At 68.6% G+C, this 16,719-nt stretch carries 8 protein-coding genes; all 8 read right to left on the bottom strand.

The features are described 5' to 3' along the window. Positions 1-77: 77 nt before the first annotated feature. Positions 78-3,716: a hypothetical protein gene (locus EV137_RS12535; RefSeq protein WP_134128659.1), complete on the bottom strand. Its 3,639-nt coding sequence runs from the start codon at positions 3,714-3,716 to the stop codon at positions 78-80. Further along, the gene (locus EV137_RS12530) at positions 3,716-10,480 is read right to left on the bottom strand and encodes a DUF6603 domain-containing protein (protein WP_134128657.1); all 6,765 of its coding nucleotides are present in this window, start codon (positions 10,478-10,480) and stop codon (positions 3,716-3,718) included. The genes EV137_RS12535 and EV137_RS12530 overlap by 1 nt, the downstream gene beginning before the upstream one ends. A 77-nt stretch (positions 10,481-10,557) precedes the next feature. Then, positions 10,558-10,875, bottom strand: coding sequence for a hypothetical protein (locus EV137_RS12525; RefSeq protein ID WP_134001266.1), 318 nt, complete (start codon positions 10,873-10,875; stop codon positions 10,558-10,560). Beyond that, entirely contained in the window at positions 10,872-11,711 is an 840-nt protein-coding gene (locus EV137_RS12520; protein WP_134128655.1) for a carbohydrate ABC transporter permease, read from the bottom strand. The genes EV137_RS12525 and EV137_RS12520 overlap by 4 nt, the downstream gene beginning before the upstream one ends. Beyond that, positions 11,701-12,654: a carbohydrate ABC transporter permease gene (locus tag EV137_RS12515; protein WP_134128653.1), complete on the bottom strand. Its 954-nt coding sequence runs from the start codon at positions 12,652-12,654 to the stop codon at positions 11,701-11,703. Before EV137_RS12515 ends, EV137_RS12520 begins: the two co-directional genes overlap by 11 nt. Next, positions 12,654-13,925, bottom strand: coding sequence for an ABC transporter substrate-binding protein (locus tag EV137_RS12510; protein WP_134128651.1), 1,272 nt, complete (start codon positions 13,923-13,925; stop codon positions 12,654-12,656). The genes EV137_RS12515 and EV137_RS12510 overlap by 1 nt, the downstream gene beginning before the upstream one ends. A gap of 46 nt (positions 13,926-13,971) precedes the next feature. After that, positions 13,972-15,570 carry an FAD-dependent oxidoreductase gene (locus EV137_RS12505; protein ID WP_134128649.1) on the bottom strand — a complete coding sequence of 533 codons (1,599 nt, stop codon included), beginning with the start codon at positions 15,568-15,570 and terminating at the stop codon, positions 13,972-13,974. Continuing rightward, a complete protein-coding gene (locus tag EV137_RS12500; protein ID WP_134001256.1) occupies positions 15,567-16,610 on the bottom strand; it encodes a LacI family DNA-binding transcriptional regulator in 1,044 nt (347 codons plus the stop codon). The genes EV137_RS12505 and EV137_RS12500 overlap by 4 nt, the downstream gene beginning before the upstream one ends. Positions 16,611-16,719 lie beyond the last annotated feature (109 nt).

Genomic DNA, 16,719 nt, shown 5'->3' with positions numbered 1-16,719 from the left:
TCCTGGATATATTGTTAGTCGGCTAATAACGAAATTTAGCCGACTAACAAAACAGATGCAAGCGCGTCGAGAACCACTCAGACCTCGGCGACCACCTGGGTCTGGGCGCCGTCGGGGGCGCGCAGGACGAAGGTCACGACCATCGGGGGTGTGAGCCGGATGAGGATCTGGTACTCGTGCGGCGGGTCGTCGGTCACTCGGACGGCTTGGATGGCGGCGACGCTCGGGAAGGGGCCCGGGCGGGTCGGAATGTCGTCGAGTTCGAAGCGAGCCCGGACCGGTGGTGGTAACGGACCGATCGGGAACGGACGGCGGGTCTGCTGGGCTTGAACCCCCAGAACGTAAGGGGGTTGAGCTGCGGCATCGGCATCCGAGCGGAGCCGTGCCACCACACCGCGGCCGACGATCGTGAAGATGTCGATCAGATCGAGACTCGGCAGTTCGGCAACGAACGCCGGCACGGTGACTTGCTGTTCGGCGAGCCGACCGAGCGGATCGACCAGCCGGACGAAGACGTCGAGCGGCTGGCCGCTGTCGGGCCGGGTGAGCCAGACGCCGAGTGGCGTTCGGCCGACCGTTCGCGGTCCGCGGACGACGGCCGCACCTGGGTCGGCGTCGGCCGGCGCCGGTCCGGAGACCGGCCCTTCCGCTACCTCTTGAAGTGGGAGCGGATCGACGTTGATCACCCCAGCAGCGCCCTGTACTTCGACCGAGATGCGGTGGTTACCCAAAGCGACCTCTCGAGGAGGTGCCGAGGTTGACGTCGTCACCAGGATCAGCTCGCCCGTGCCCATCGGCGTAGCGACGAGCGGAGCCAGGTCGGGTGCCGTTCCTGGAAGGACTGTCACGACCACTGGCTCGCAGGCAGTCGACGGCAGACCACGCACAGCCGCAACCGGCACAGCATCAACCGGTACCGCGACCGCCCGCACGAACCAGTCGTCCCACGACGGACCGAACGCACCCGTCCAGCTGGCTGTGTACGTCAACTCGCCTGTGACCGGGTCGGGTGGCTGCCCTGCGCCAGGCGGAACAGCCGGTACGACGGCGAACGCCGGTCCCATCGACTCGAAGGATCGCGCGGCGACCTCGGATCGCGTCCGGAACAGCCGGAACTCGCGGACCGGCACCCGGCTCGCCGAGGTCATGGTCAGGGCGACGTTGCCCGCGATTCCGATGACCGAACTGACGACAGGTGCCGCGGGACGACGCAGTCGCGGTGCCGCGACGGCCTGCAGGCTTGCGTGAGCGGGCGCGCCGCCGGGCCAGGCCGACTCGATGCCTGACGTGGACAGCGTGGTCACGGTGAACAGGTGGATGTCCGTCGATCCCTTGGGCAGGGTGACGTCCGCTTCGCGAGCCGAGCCGGGCAGCACCATCAGACGCCGGAAGATCGACCGGCGGCGGTCGGCCGGGAGAGCGTCGTACGAGTCCCAGAGTTGTTGCAGCCGTACGCCGGGCAGCGTGCCTTCGGCCGCTCGCGCCGGTAGTCCGACGGATTGGCGAAGGGCTGTCTCGGCGATCTCCCAGACGATGATTCCCTTGTCTGCTTGGAGTTGCGCGCCGGCGGGCACAGACCACTGCACCCTCGCGTGCGAGCAGCCTTGCGCGTCGGGTGCGCTCCCCATCGGGACACCGGGCGGTAGTGGCGGCGGAATCGGCGCGACCGGTACCGGCGTCGCCGCACTCGTCAGCGCAGGACTTGCCGCAGCCGGCGTCAGGCCGGACGTGACCCCGATCAGCAGATGGGACCGCGTCCACAAAGCCGCACCCCAGCGCGCGGTCACCCCGAAGTCCAGGACGGGCACAGAGATCCGCAGCTTGTACCGACGCCCTTCTTCGCCCTGCGCAGGCCCGGGCGGTACGACGTTCTCACCGGCCGAGTCCAGATGCTCGACCTGTACTCCGGCGCCGCCCTGCAACTCGTGACCCGCAAAGCTCAGCGCCACATCCCGCCGGAAGCAACCAGCGGGTGCGGCACCGAACGGCGTGACACCCGCCGGTGGCGGACTGGTTGATGACGCCATCGGGAACATCACGACGCGCAGGTCGACCGCGACCGGCGTACGGCCTTCCCAGCCCACCGCGAGCTCGACCTCGAGCGTCGCGGGGCACGAGGTCGAACCGGTGAAGGTGGAAGTGAGCGCCATCGCGATGATGCGCGGCCGGGGCGGAGCAGGCTCGTCGCCGGCATACAGCGCGTCTTCCCACTTCGACCACACGCCGAAGACATCCTGAACCGCGACCGGATAGCCCGGACTGCGCCCGCCGCTCCCGAGCGGGATCTCGGCGGCGGCGTCGACGATGCTCGTCCGGCGGAACTCCGGCTGATCCTCCGGACCGTCAGGCACCGGAAGCAGCGGCCGGAAGTCGCCCGCCGGCCGCAGCGGCAGCAAGCACTCGGCGGTCGTATCGGCAGGCGACTCGAAGCGAGCCAGGGATCCGCCCGTTCCTTGCCCGAGCGCGGCCGTGCTCGCCGGCCGGAACCATGAGATGCGCACCGTCTCGCGCCACGGTCGATCCGGTACTTCGGGCGCCACCAGCCCATCGCGGACAGCCGCGACATTGATCGGCGTCGCAGTGTTCACGTGCTGCGGGAAGGACGGCAGGTACGCCGCCATCGTGGTGGAACCCATTCCGTTGGGCGTGTCCGAGTACTCGGCGGTGACCATCAGGTCGTCACCACCAACGCCCGGCTGGTCGTGCTGACGTTCCTCCAGGTAGCTGGTCCCGAAGCCGAGCCCCAGGGCCAGGAACGGGTCCGCACTCGCAGGCAGGGTCAGCAGTGAGAGCACAGGCAGCTCGGCAGTCGCGGTCAAGGAAGACCCACTCGGACCGTCGACCGGTCCGGTGTCGAGCACGTTCTGCTGCTCGTACGGCGGAAGGGCCGGGCGGTAGATCCGCTCGATCCGGGGCAGGGTCTCGTTGCGGATCTCCTTGAGCAGCATGCCGTAGTCGGGTGGCGCCCAGAGCGGCGCCGTACGGCTGGTGGCGGTGACTGGGTACCAGCCGACCGGGGGACCGCCGCGCTTGAGTCGCTGCAGGGCGGCCTCGACCGGGTCCACCGGGTTGTCGAAGAAACCCTGCGGTCCGGCGTCGTACGACGTACCGGGCCAGGGGGAGTCCACCGGCAGGCCTACTCGTTCGAGCGGCGTCCACTCGTCGTCGTCGAGCACCTGCTGGAGTAGCTCGATCCGGAGGTCCGGGCTGTGTCCGTTGACCAGTAGAGCTCTCGTGCCACCCGGGCATCGAACGACGAGCCGCACCCGAGCACCACCTGCACTGGTGACGGCGGCGGCTCCGACGGTGGCCTCGAGGCCCAGAGCGCCGCGGGTGACCAGTAGTCCGACGGGGCGAGCCGGGTCGATCGGGTCGCACTCGACTTCGACGTACGAGGCGACTCTGCTCCAGTTCAGCCCTAGACCGCCCTTGACCGGGAGTTGGGTGAAGTCGGCGCGCTCGGGCCTGTCCCGTCGCGACCGCTGCCACACGACGAACGGCTCGGACGGAACGCCGAGTTCCTTGGCGCAGATCCAGCGCAACTGGATCTCGGTGGGCCGCTTCTCCCGGATCGTCCTCAGGTGCTCCAGCAGCCGGTCGTCGATCACGACGTGGTGCTGACGAACCTGCTGCAGGTGCTGCTCGGCAATGACGGGCCACGGGATCTTGGCTGCTTCGGCGCGGAACCAGTAGGGCCAGGCGATTCGACGAGCCATCAGTCCTCCACCTCCCAAGGCGCCCGATGCAGGGCGATGCGCAAGGCCTCGGCCCGCTGTTCCGGCGTACCGGCGAGTGCGTCACCGGCGAGTACAAGATCCAGGCGCAGCTCGGAGCCGCGGGAGCCTGGTGCGAGCAGGATGACGGCTCGGGTGCCGCCGGGGCCCTTCACGAGTTTGGTGATCCCGGCTCTTGGTAGATCGCCGGCCGCGACCGCTGCGGTGCTCGGCTCGAGCGAGAGCCAGTCACCCTCGACTGCGGCCCACCACTTGTGACCCGGTCCGGCTGATGGGTCGGGTGGCCCCTCGACGACGGTAGGCATCGGCCGCGAGCGCCACATCGCCTCGCTGCATTCCACGACGACCGCGACCGGCTGCGGTACGGCCTCACCGGACCAGAGCACTTCGGCCGCGGGATAGCGAGGTACTTGCGGGATGGCGAGCCCGGCGGACTGGTAGGCCGTGTCCAGTACGTCGCCTGCCGGGGTCAGAGGTAATGCGGACAGCGCGGTCGGAGCCGGCACATGTCGGTCCGCGCGGGACCCTAGCCGGATGAGCTTCGCCAGGTCGCCCACCGTGTCGAAGCGAGAGGTGGTGAAGCCGACCCGGTAGACGCGCCTGCCGTGGGCGTTGTCAGGTGCCCCCTTCGGTACGGCTTCGATGTCGACCAGGTAGTCGGTGAGCGGCTGCAGGTCGTAGGGCAGCGTCAGGATCGTGCCGTGGGTGCTGCTGCCACTGCTGTCGGTGCACGGCAGCTCGTCGAGCAGTTCGGTCACTGCCTGCTGCCATGGGTTCATGACCTGGCCCAGGTCCGGTGTCAGAGCACCCATCACCCCGCCCTGGCCGGTCAGTTGATAGGCCAGGGTGAGTGCGAGGCCGCCACCTGGTGGTTCGGGATGGAAGCCGGACGAGGCCTGCACGTGGACGCGCAACTCCTCGCCGTACGCGTCGAAGAGGGCGGTCACGTTCTGGGTGGCGAGCGCGATCCGGATCGGCTCGGCGCAGAAGATGCCGGTCTCGTTCATCGCCGGCGCGGTGGCCAGCAACCATGGCCCGAGATCACGAGGTACCTCGTCCGGCCCGTCCGCCGCGAACTGGAAGTCCCGGGTCTCCTCGCCGCCCCAGTTCTCCGGCTCGGTGGGCGACGGCTTGTTCGCACCGGCCACGGACTGGGCGCGGTACTTCACCCTGACCGTGTACGACTGCGACGGCACGAGCAATGCGACGTCGGTCGGGTCCTGGGTCAGGGTGGATTCGAGCAGATCGCGGTCGGTGGTGATGACCTGGGTGTCGTAGTCGAAACGCCACCGCTCGGCGGTGGTGATCCCGGCCGCGGCGATCAGCCAGTACGGCGTACCGGCAAGGAACCGCTCGCGGCGATCGGCGCCGAGCTCCACGACGGCCACGCTGCCCGGTACGTCGACGACAACGCGGCAGAGGAGCAGGTCGCGCTCTTCGGCGACGACCCGGGCCGCGATCCGCCCGGCGCGTTCGATCGGGTCGGCCCAGGGGCCCGTCGGGTCGGTCCAGTCGCCTGGCAGCGGGTTGGTCGAGGTCACCATACTGTCCGGGGTGACCGGCTGCTGCGCGACGACCGAACCGTCGCTCTTGCGGCAGGTGATGATCAGGCCCTCGTTGAGCATCCGCTCGGACACCAGCAGGAGGAGTTCGAGTGCTTCGAGACCGCCGTCCACCGAGAGCCGCACGGTGTTGGCGAAGTCCGACGGCTTGAACCCGGTCTCCTCCCAGATCTTCTTGACCAGCTCGCGTTCTTCCTCGGTCCCGTACGGCGCCGGGTCGGGTTCGTCGCCCGACGGTGAACGCAGGATCCTGCCCTGGCATCCCAACGGCTGGTCGGAAAGCCCTTTGTCCCAAGCCGTTTCGGCCCACGCCGCACCGAGGTCGGCCAGCGCGGTACCGGTGGCGAGCAGGTCCACGACCTCCTGCAGAGCCTCGCCGTTCATCGGCAGCGCGGCGTTGCTGAAGGTCAGCGGGTTGCCGCTGTGCCAGACCTGGATCGAGTCGACGTGATCGATGTGGCCGGTCGGACACGGCACCGAGTCGCCGACGACGACCGCAGGATCCGTGCCCTGCAAGAGATCGGCGAGCGGATGGTGGGTTCGCCAGGTCTCGGTGACGTCGAGCTTGGCGTCGACCGGCGTACTGCGGAAGTCGCCCGGCCGGTCCGGCCAGGGGATGCCGGTGAGGCGCCAGCCGGTCGGACTCGGTCCGGTCGGCTTGTTGTCGAAGGTCCACACGACCGGCGCCGGGCGGGCGGGGTCGCCGCAGATGTGTCCCCACTGCTCCTTAACCGTGGTGGTGAGGCTTTCGCCGTACGGGACGGCTCGTGGTGCGGGCGTCGGCAACCAGCTCAGCAACGCGAGCGCCGGTCCGAGTTGGGACTGGCCGGGCGCGTTGCGTGCCCACCACGTCGCGGGTGTCTTGCCCGCGGGCGGATCCGGCTGCAGGTCGCCGATCAACTCGACGCTGGTGAGCTGGAAACGCCACCAGTTGTCGCCTCGGCGCACCCACGGATCGGCTCCGGCGCCGGACGTGCCGCGCGCCTCACCACCCAGCACGACGTCGCCGGCCAGAACACTCGGTGGGGTCTTGAACAGGACGACCGGAACCGCATCCAGCGGAACGGTCGGTATCGGGTCGCCGGACTGAGCTGCTGCGTCACCCAACGCGCCGTCGACGGCCCGATCGGTCGCGCTGCCCTCGACGAGGGCAGGGGACCGGCTGACCAGTTTCACCCCGCCGATCAGCTCCGGAGGATCGGCCGGGTCCGGTGGGCCGCCGCCGATCTCGAGCTTGACGCAGCCCTCGACGCTGAAGAAGAAGAAGTCGACCTTGCCGCAGACGCGGCCGGTGATGCTGGTCGTGTCGGTGCCGCCGCGGCGGCCGACCAGCACGGTCAGTTCGGCCCGCGCCGAGATGCCGACGATCCACAGCCGCAGCTCGCCCCGGGCGTAGATCATCCCGCCCAGACCGAAAGGCTCGAACGAGATCAGCGCGTCGAACCCGGCCGCGACCTCGAAGTACAGGCCGACGGACTTGCTGCCCATCAGCACGCACTGCAGATGGAAGCCGACCGCGATCGCCAGACCGTTGGTGGTGATCGGCAGCTTCGGATTGGCGAGCGTGGTGCCGTCGCCGTGGATCATCAGATAGCCGGTGCCGCGGAAGACGTCGAGGATCGAGACCGTCACCGGGTCGGTGTAGGTGCCGAGATCGATGAACCAGTTCTGCGCCTGCGACAGATGGAAGAACGCGGTCACCGGGACACGGATCTTCAGCAGCTTGAGAATGCTGTACTCCGCGACGATGCCGATCGTGATCGTGCCGCGGCCGAAGTCGAGGTCGAGCACGGCCAGGAACGTGGCACTGCTCTGCGCTTTCAGGACCGGCGGCATCTTCAGTACGTCGGCCTTCATCACCAGCAGCAGCCGCGGCCCGGGCACCTCGACCAGCACGATCCCCTTGAGGTGGATCAGGAAACCACCCTCGGCGGTGCCGAGCATCATGCCCGCGGCGATCGCGAAGCTGCCCGGGTTCAGCTCCCACCCCGCCGGATGCATCACGCTGAACCCGCGGGCAGGCGTGAGCTGATTCTCCAGCCACTTCAACGCAGGCGCCTGTACGCCGGTCTGCTCGAGCCTGCGGTAGTTGACCCCGACCCCGCCCAGGAAGCCGAAGATCCCCAGCCCCGAGTTGCCCAGCGGCAACGGCACCGGGAACTCGACCTCGGCCCCGACCAGCACTCCGGTCGTGCCGGCCCGGCTCTCCAACGCGAGCGTGGCACTCGCGCGCAGGCCGATCGACGGGAAGGTCAGATCGAAAGCGCCCTTGAACCCGAGATCGGTGATCTCCAGGTAGCCGGTGCCGTGAATCGCGCCCGGGATGTCCAGGGTGGCGCCGAGCTTGGTGAGTTGCGGCGCCTCGAAGGCGTCGAGCCGGAGCCGGATCCGAACGGTGTCGACGGTGACGATGCCGAGATCGACTCCGAGGCCGACTTCCACTTCCAGGTAGGTCGGATTGAGTCGGCTCGCGCGAACGCCGAGCACCCGGAGCAACGAGTCCAGCGGCGGCGCGGCCATCAAGGACCCGGCCGGTACGTCGAGCGTGTAGCCGCGGCTCGGGTCGAACACGGGCAGCGGCACGTACTCGACCGTTCCGTCGCCGTTGTTCTCGGTGTCCCACGTGCTTCTGATCCCGACCGCTTGGTAGCGGGTCACGATCGGCTTCTGCGGATCGACCTTGATGAAGCCGAGGTCGAACGAGAACGCGGTCTCGAGATCGAGCAGCACGCTGATCTGGGTGGTGGTCGGGCCGCTGCCGGTGGCCGGGTTCACGAGGCCGTCGGTGACCACGAGCTGCCCGCCGCGGAGGACGACGTACTGGGTCTGGATCTGGCCGCCGGCACCCAGCCCGACCGCGGCGCTGCCGAGGACGACGAGCGGAACCAGCTCGCCTGCTGCCGGACTCGGCGGCGTGACCGCGGCCAGGAGCGGGGAGAGGGCGGAGACCGCACCGAGGATGTTGAGCGCGGTGTTCGGGCCCGCGGACGCTCGCTCGACCTTGGCGAGGCCGTCGAGATCGCCTTCGACGGCCCGGAACTCGGCACTGGTCTCCCAGGACGAGCGGTCCTCGGCGACCTTGAGCCGGACCAGGAAGGTGCAGATGCCGTCGCTCGGATTGGTCCTGGCCGGGAGTTCCTCGTCCGTGTGCTCGTCCAGGCGCGCTTCGGCCGCGGTGCGGACGTCGAACTCGCCGTAGATCTCGGCGCGCACGAAGGTGCCGCGGATCAGTTCGACCCGGACGCCGATCTTGCGGAAGCAGTCTGGGGCCAGTTGGCGCGGTGGCTCGGGGTCGACTTCCGTGATGATCGCGGCTGCTGGGCGAGTCAGGTCAGCGGTGACGGTTTCGGTGGTCGGCGCGGCCAGTGTCGGTTTTGCCGTCGCCCTCCACCACTCCGGCGAGCCGGGCGGTGGCGTCGTGCTACCTGCCGCGGTCCCCTGACCGTGCGGGGTGCCGGGAGTCACGGCGGTGAACTGCAGTTCCGTGGTCAGCAGCTGGATCAACGCATCCCGGCGCCGCCTGCTGAGCTCGAGGTTCCGAGTGACGGTGTCCGGGTCGGTGTGACCCTCGAACGACGCGAAGCCCTCGACGACCAGCGGCGTGGACTTCGGGATCTGTTCCAGCCGGGCCCGTGAGTCCGGGCCGAGGAAGGGCTGCGCGGCACCCCATTCCTGGCGTGACGTTGCGGGGGAGGTGCGGATGTTGTCCGCGACGGTGGTCCAGTTGGTGCTGGTGCCGGTGGGGAACTCGGTCGTCGTCGGGTGGTTGAACAACGTGTAGGCGCTGAACTCGGCCACCGCCGCGGGGGTGACTGTCCTGGTCGCCGTCACCGTCACGGTCGCACCGGCTGCCACCGGGATCTCGGCGGTGGCGCCGTTGGCGGAGCCGCCGGGCCACGACCAGGCGATATCGCCGCCGTCGTCCGGATCGAGTCTGATCGTTGCGTTGCTGTCGGTCTGACTGGTGACGACCACGCGATGGCCGGTGCTGGTGACAGTTCGCGGTACGACTTCGCCACCTGGCGGGGGAGGCGGAGTGACCGGCGTCGCGGTCGCCCTGCGGACGGAGATGTTCCTGATCAGCTCATGCAGGCCGGCATCGGTGACCTTGATCTCCAGCGCCGTCGTTCCGGCGGCCGGGAGCAGGATCGTCCGGCGGTCGAGGGTGGTGGGATCGCCGCCGTTGACGGTGACGCGATACGTGTACGGCGCGAGTCCGCCGCCGGCCGTGATGTACAGCGTGGCGCTGTCGGGCAGGTCGACCGGATTCGGTATCGGGTCGGTGTCCGGCACCGGATACCACTCACCGGCAGGGCCCTGGAACGCGAGCCGGACCGTCGGCGACTGGCCGCGGTTCACCACCTCGGCCTCGAACAGCCCGGTCACCCCCGCGTGCTGACCGATCCCGATCCACAGATCCCGTACGCCGGCGCTCACCGCCAGCCCTTCGAGCCCGGTCGGCGCGACGAAGAGCCTGACCTCGGGCAGATACAACCCCTGCCAATCGGTCGGCTGCGTCCGCGCATTCGCCGGTACGCCGGACGGGCCGGCGTCACCCGTCAGATCCAGGGTGGCGCTGCGGAAGGCGAACCCGACCACCTCACCCGGACCGATCAACGCATGGGCCGGCTCCATCCGGATGAAGTCGAAGATCTGATCCTGCGGAGGATGACCACTGACCGTACTGCTCAGCAGCTTGACCTCGAGACCCTGCCCGACCGGCCGCAACAGCCGGACCCGCAACGCGGGCAGGTGGAACCGGACATCCGGGTTGGCCGGATCGGCGCGCAGTTGTCCCTGCGCGTCGAGCTTCGCACCCCGCAGGAACGGCAACCGCGCGATCGCCTGTGGAGTGTCGGCCACGAGCCGCACGGTCCCGTCCGGATCACCACCCGGCGCGTCCAGCCGGAGCGCGAACTCGACCCCGACCCGCGGATCGGGAAACGTGAGCAGCGTGGCGGTGCTGTTCACCGCTCCCGGACTTCGGTTGAACGATCCCGTCGCCGGATCGAGACTGAGCGGCAGATCGCCACCCACGGTCGTCTTCCACACCCGCCAGCTGAACCCGTCGTCCTCGACGCGTTCCTCCTCGGTCGGTGTGTCCACGCTGTCCAGCACCGGCTCGAGCGCATCGAGCCCGCCACCGTTCTTCAAGGACGCAGGCGTGTCATCCCAAAGACTCATCTGTACTTCCCCCCAAGAAGGCCCCAGGGTTCAGGACAGCAGTTCTCGCCGCTGGAGGAAATACCTCAGCACGGCCGTCAGTCGATCGGGCGGCCGGAGAGCTGGGCGAGTTCGGCGAAGAAGGCTCGGTAGACGGGCTCGTCGGCCATCGGGATCTCGACGGTGGCCAGCGAGTAGACACTGCTCATGAGGCGACCGTAGATCGGCTCGTCCGGGTCCTGGATGTGGGAGAAGTGCAGCAGCATCGCGCGCCGGCGGATCTGGACGTGCACCCTGACCCACTCCAGTGGTGTCCGGTAGCAGGCGACGACGTTCCTGCGTTGGAACAGCTCGAAGATGCCGCGATCGACCCGTACCTGCACGTCGGCATGTTCGAAGACGATCGGCTCGGTCATTTGAGGCCCGAGTGGGCCAGGCCCTCGACGAACTGGCGTTGGGCGATGACGAACACGATCAGGACCGGGAGCACGGTCATGGTGGCGGCGGCGAGTTGTGTGTTCCACATGTCGGCTCCGTACGCGTCGGTGAATCGGGTGAGGGCTTGCGGCAGCGTGAACAGCTCCGGCGAGGTGAGGTAGACGGTGGGTTCGAGGTAGAGGTTCCAGGAGGCGAGGAAGGTCAGGATCGCGACCGCGGACAGGGCCGGCCGGGCGAGGGGCAGACAGATTCGCCACCAGATCCCCGGGCGGCCGAGGCCGTCGAGCCGGCCGGCTTCCTCGAGTTCGGCGGGCAGGGCGATGAAGAACTGCCGCATGATGAAGCTCGCCAGGACGCACGGCGCCCCGAACGCGGTGACCAGGATCAGCGGCCAGTGGGTGTTGATCAGCCCGGCCCGTTTGAACACCTGGAACAACGGGACGATCGTCACCTCGCTCGGCACCAGCAGACCGGTCAGCACCACCAGAAACAGGGCGTTGGCGCCAGGGAACCGGATCCGGGCGAAGGCATAGCCGGCCATGCTCGAGACCAGCAGCGTGATCAGTGTGACCAGTACGGCGATGTAGACGCTGTTCACGTACTGCCGGGCGAACGGCTGGAACGTGAACGCTTCGCCGTACGCAGCCAGAGTCGGATGCTCGGTCCACAGCGACGGCGGCGCCTTGAAGATCTCGGGCAGCGGCTTGATCGACGCCGCGACCATCCAGATCGTCGGCACCGCGAACGGGACCGCGAGTACGGCGAGCGCTGCCACCAGAAGCACCCGTCGGATCAACGCTGACCTACTGCTCATGGAACACCCATTTCCGGCGCAGCTGCCATTGCAGCAGCGTCAGCACCATCACGAAGCTCAACAGCATCAGCGCGAGCGTCGAGCCGTAGCCGATGTCGTTGAACTCGAAGGCCTGCTGGAACACGTAGTACACGAGCACGGTCGTGCTCAGCTCCGGACCGCCACCGGTGAGTACGGCGATCTGCGCGAACGACTGCAGCGCGCCGACGACGGTGATGATCGCGGTCAGCAGCACCGTCGGCGAGATCAGCGGCAGCGTGATCCGGGCGAAGATCGACCTGCTGCCCGCGCCGTCGATCCGGGCCGCCTCGTACAGCTCCGACGGCACGCCCTGCAACGCCGCCAGGAACAGCACCATGTTCACACCGACGCTGCGGACGACCTGGCTGACGATCACCGACAGCATCGCGGTGTCGCCGTGCTGCAGCCAGTTCGGCCCGTCCACGCCGATCGCGTGCAGCAGACCGTTGATGCCGCCGTTGTCCTGCAGCAGGAAGCCCCAGACCAGGGTCCACGCCACCACGGACACCACGACCGGCGAGAAGAACAAGGTCCGGAAGAACGTCGCGCCGCGGAACTGCCGGTTCAGCAGTACGGCGATCAGCAGGCCGAGGGTGATGTTCAGGACCACGACGCCGCCGGAGAAGACGACCGTTGCCAGCAGCACCGATGGCAACTGCGGGTCGGAAGCCAGTGCGGCGTAGTGGTCCGCGCCGACGAAGACCTGCTTTCCGGTGAAGACGTTCCACTTGTTGAGGCTGTACCAGATCGCCAGGCCGACCGGGATCAGCACGAACACCAGGACACCGGCGAGCTGTGGTGCGACGAACAGGTACCCGGTCAGCACATCTCGCCGGCGAGTGGTCCAGAACGACGGATCGGGCACGGATCGGGCCTCGACCGGGGCTCGGTCCGAGTCCGGTGTGGTCGTGAGCGTGGCCATTACTTCGCCAGGATTGGCTGGATCGCGGTGCAGACCGACTTCAGGACGGCGGGGATGTCGGCGTCGCTCTTCCACAGTGCGTCCAGCGCGGTCTTGCCCTTCTGGGCGATCTCGGCCGGGCTGGTGTGGTTGGGCAGGGTGACGGCGTTCGGCAGCTGGTCGACCACGACTTCCTGCAGTTGGGCCGCGGAGAGCTTCTTGTTGTTCTCGGCAAGCTTCGCGCCGGTGAGCAGCGACTTGCGGGGCGGCGGGAAGAACTGGGCCAGCTTCGCCGCGTTGGCCGGATTCGTCAGGTAGGCAACGAAGTCCGTCGCCTGGTCAGGATGCTTGCTGGCGGCAAGGACACCGACACCGGCCTGGCCGAGTACGGCGTGCTTGCCGGACGGACCGGCCGGCAGCGGGTACAGGCCGAACTTGAACGAGCCGGTGAGCAACGACGCGCGGGAGACCTGCGCGATGGTGAAGGCGGCGTCACCGGCGAAGAAGTCGGCCTTCGTGCCGGGGCCGGGCATCGCGCTGGTCTTGAACGCGGCGTCGTGCAGGAACGTGAACGCGCGCTGCATCTCCGGGCTGTCGAACGTGCAGGTCTTTCCGTCCGCGCTCCACGCCGACCCGCCGAAGCCGGTCCAGACCGTCGCCAGCGTGTTCCAGGACTTGTAGTCGAAGTCCCGGATCACGAAGCCCGCCTTGCCGGTCTTGGAGTGTACGGCGGCACCCGCGGCGGCGACCTGGTCCCAGGTCAGCGTCTTCGGGTCGATCTTCTGACCGGCCTTCGCCAGCAGGTCGGTGTTCACGTAGAGGGCGAACGGCGAGTTCGAGAACGGGTAGGCATAGAGCTTGCCGTCCCGGCTGAACTCCTTGGTCGCGCTGTCCACCAGGTCGTCGTACTGCCAGCCCTCGGTCGCCTTGAGCTTGTCGGTCAGGCCGACCAGCGCGTCGGAGGCGATCAGGTCCTTGGACAGGTCGCCCATCCAGGCCAGGTCGGGCGCGTTGCCGCCGGCGATCTGCGTCGTCAGCGTGGTGTTGTAGTCGGCGAACGGCAGGCTCTCGAAGGTGATCGAGGAGACCTCGGGGTGATCGGCCCGGTAGGCGTCGCCGATCGCGTTGAACAGCTTGAGCTGGTCCTCGTTCGAGGTCCAGACCGTCATCCGCAGCTTGACGTCGGTGGCCTTCGCCCCCTCCGCCCCGGTGTCGGACGCTCCGCACGCGGCCGTCAGCGCGGCCGCGGTGGTCAGCGCGAGGGCGCCGAGCACTTTCCTTGCAGTGATCATGATGTGGTCCTTCGCTGGGGATGATGAGGGGGTGTCTGATGGCTCCCTAGTAGCCGGCGATCTCGGGCCAGTGGAGCTCGACCCCGGCCTCGGTCAGCCGGCCCTGGAGGCGTTCGACGAGGGTGTCGTCGGTCGCGATCTGCTGCGGGCTCAGGCCGCTCTCGAGGCAGAACGCCACGAGTTCGCCGGCCGATTCGCCGATGTTCCACTCGACCGGATGCAGCCGGTAGGCGCCGTTGGTGATGTGGGTGGTGCCGATGTTCTTGGCGGCCGGAACCAGGTTCTGGGTGGCCGCCGGAACCAGCGCGCCGAGCGGGATCTCGAACGGTGCGCACTCCACGTCGATGTAGTTGTCGCCGCCGGTGGAGGGATGGAGGTCGATCCGGTACATCCCGACTCCGACCGAGGCGTCGAACCGGGCCGGACCGTCGTACCCGCGGGCCTTGATCGAGATGTCCTGCTCGCGAACGGTGGTGAGGGCCTTGATCCGGCGCGATTCCCGGATGTACGGCGCCTGCGCGAAGCCGTCCGTGGTGCCGACCAGGTCGCCGCGGAGCCGCAGACCGGGCCAGCCGTGACCGCCGTCCGGACGTGGCGCCTCGGTCTGCAGCCAGTACACGTAGGCACGGGACTGGGCCTTCGCGGCCAGCAGATGTACGGCGCGGTCGTCGGTGTCGATGATCGAGCCGCCGACATAGTCGAGCTGCGGCCAGTTGGCGAGCACGATGTCGCTGTCGTAGAAGCCGTCGGCGAAGTTCTGCCGGGCCGCGATCCGGCGGAACTGCCACAGGTCGCGGTCGCCGGGGTCGAAGCGCGGGTCCCCCCAGTGGTCGTCGACCGGGTTGACGTTCATCGTCCGTGCTTCCGGTACCAGCGTCCGCGGGTTCGGGGCGACGAAGGACAGCATCGGCGCGCCCCAGTACGGCAGCTCGAACGAACGCCAGAAGTCGTAGTCGTCGGGCCGCGCGATCGTGTGGTCGCCGTCGACGTGGTCGAAGGCGAAGCACCATGCGATCGACTGCACGTTGGAGGGATCCGCGACCTCGGCGGCGCTCGGCTCACCGGAGTCGGCTCGCGCTTCGGCGCCGACGACGTACTCCGTGCCGGTCAGTGGCAGCAGGTCGCCGGTCTCGGTCCCGTCCAGGACGAACTCGGCGGAGATCACGGTCTCGGCCCCGGTCCGTGGATCCGCGACCGTCACGGTGCGGACGACGCCGTCGGTCACCTCGGCCGCGAGCGGCACGCAGGGTTGCAGAACGGTCAGGCGGCCCGTCGATCGGTACGGCGCGAGCAGTGCGGTGATGACCGCGTCGGCCACGCGAGGCTCGTGGCACAAGCGGCTGACCCGGCCACGTCCCGGATTCAGCTCGCGATCCGTGCGGGCAGCGTCGGTCAGTGGGTAGTTGTCGCGGTAATAGCGGCGAATGCCTTCGCGGAGTGCGCGGTACCGGGCGGTCACGCCGAACTGCTCGACCCAGATGTGCTCGTCGGGCGGCACCGCCTGAGAGGTGAGCTGTCCACCGAGCCACGCGTACTCCTCGGTCATCACCACGCGCCGGCCACGCTGCAACAGAGCCAGCGCGGCGGCTACGGAGCCGAGGCCGCCCCCGATGATCGCGACCTCGGTCGAAAGCCGGTCGGTCATGAGTCTGTCCGTTCGACGATGGTGGCGCCCGGCTCGACCTCGGAGTCGAGGTGCCGCCTGGTCTCGAGGTCGGTCCACTCCTGCGGTTCGGTCGAGATCAGCAACTGGAGCAGGTCGAGCGCCTCGGCCGCGAGTTGTTCCCTCGGCACATGGAAGCCCGCGAGCGGTCGGCCGGCGATCCGGTGACCGCGCACCTCGCCGAGCGCCGCGACCGAGATCTCGTCCGGTACGGCGACTCCCGCGGCCGTCAGCGCGAGCACGGCATCCTCGATCAGGAACGCGTCCTCGGCGATGATCACGGTCGCGCCGGTGGCCTGCGCCAGCCGGGGCAGGTCGGCGATCCGCTCCTCACCGACCAGCAGGAAGGCGAGCCGGCCGTCCGCGGAGGCGGCCTCGACGGCACCGCGACGGTCCCGGGCCGCAGGCGTGTCCCGGCCGCGGTGTACGTAGAGGGCCTGCTGGTGCCCGGCGGCAGCGGCCTGGTCGATCAATGCCGTGGCCGGCGTGACGTAGTCGATGGCGACGTACGGCACCGGGGCGGCGGTCTCGTCCCGGCGGCCGATGGCGACGAACGGGAACTGTTCGGCGACCAGTCGCTCCAGCTCGGACGCGACCATCTGCTGACCGAGCAGCACGCAGCCGTCGGTCAGCCGCAGCCGGGTCTTGCGGTGGAACAGGCTCCGGGTGCCGTCCTCGACCGGTGACGACGTGAAGAACAGCAGGTCCCAGCCGATCCGCTCGGCGGCGCGCTCGATCCCGTTCAGCAACGGCCCGTAGAAATCCATGCTCTCGGGGGACAGAGCGGCCTCGTAGGTGAAGACGCCGATGATCTGGTTGTCCAGGCCGGCCAGGCGGCGGGCTGCCGGGTCCGCGACGTACGTCAGTTGCTCGATGGCCTTCTTGACCCGCGCGCGCGTCGCCTCGGGGATCCGCACGTTCGTTCCGTCGCGGTCGTTCAGCACCACCGACACCGTGGTTTGGCTGACGCCGGCGATCTCGGCGATCTCGCGCTGGGTGACCCGGCGAGGTTTCGGTGCCATCGTTCCTCCGTCATGATAATGCCTATCTTCAGCAAGCTGCGGCGACCATAGCCCAGTCGAAGTCCTTAGCGCAATGACCTCTTGACGTGGGAGTTCGGGGCTGGGAATG

Source organism: Kribbella pratensis (assembly GCF_004366075.1).
Taxonomy (GTDB): domain Bacteria; phylum Actinomycetota; class Actinomycetes; order Propionibacteriales; family Kribbellaceae; genus Kribbella; species Kribbella pratensis.
Note: the sequence above shows the minus strand (reverse complement) of the source record. Positions and strands in the feature narration are given on the sequence as shown.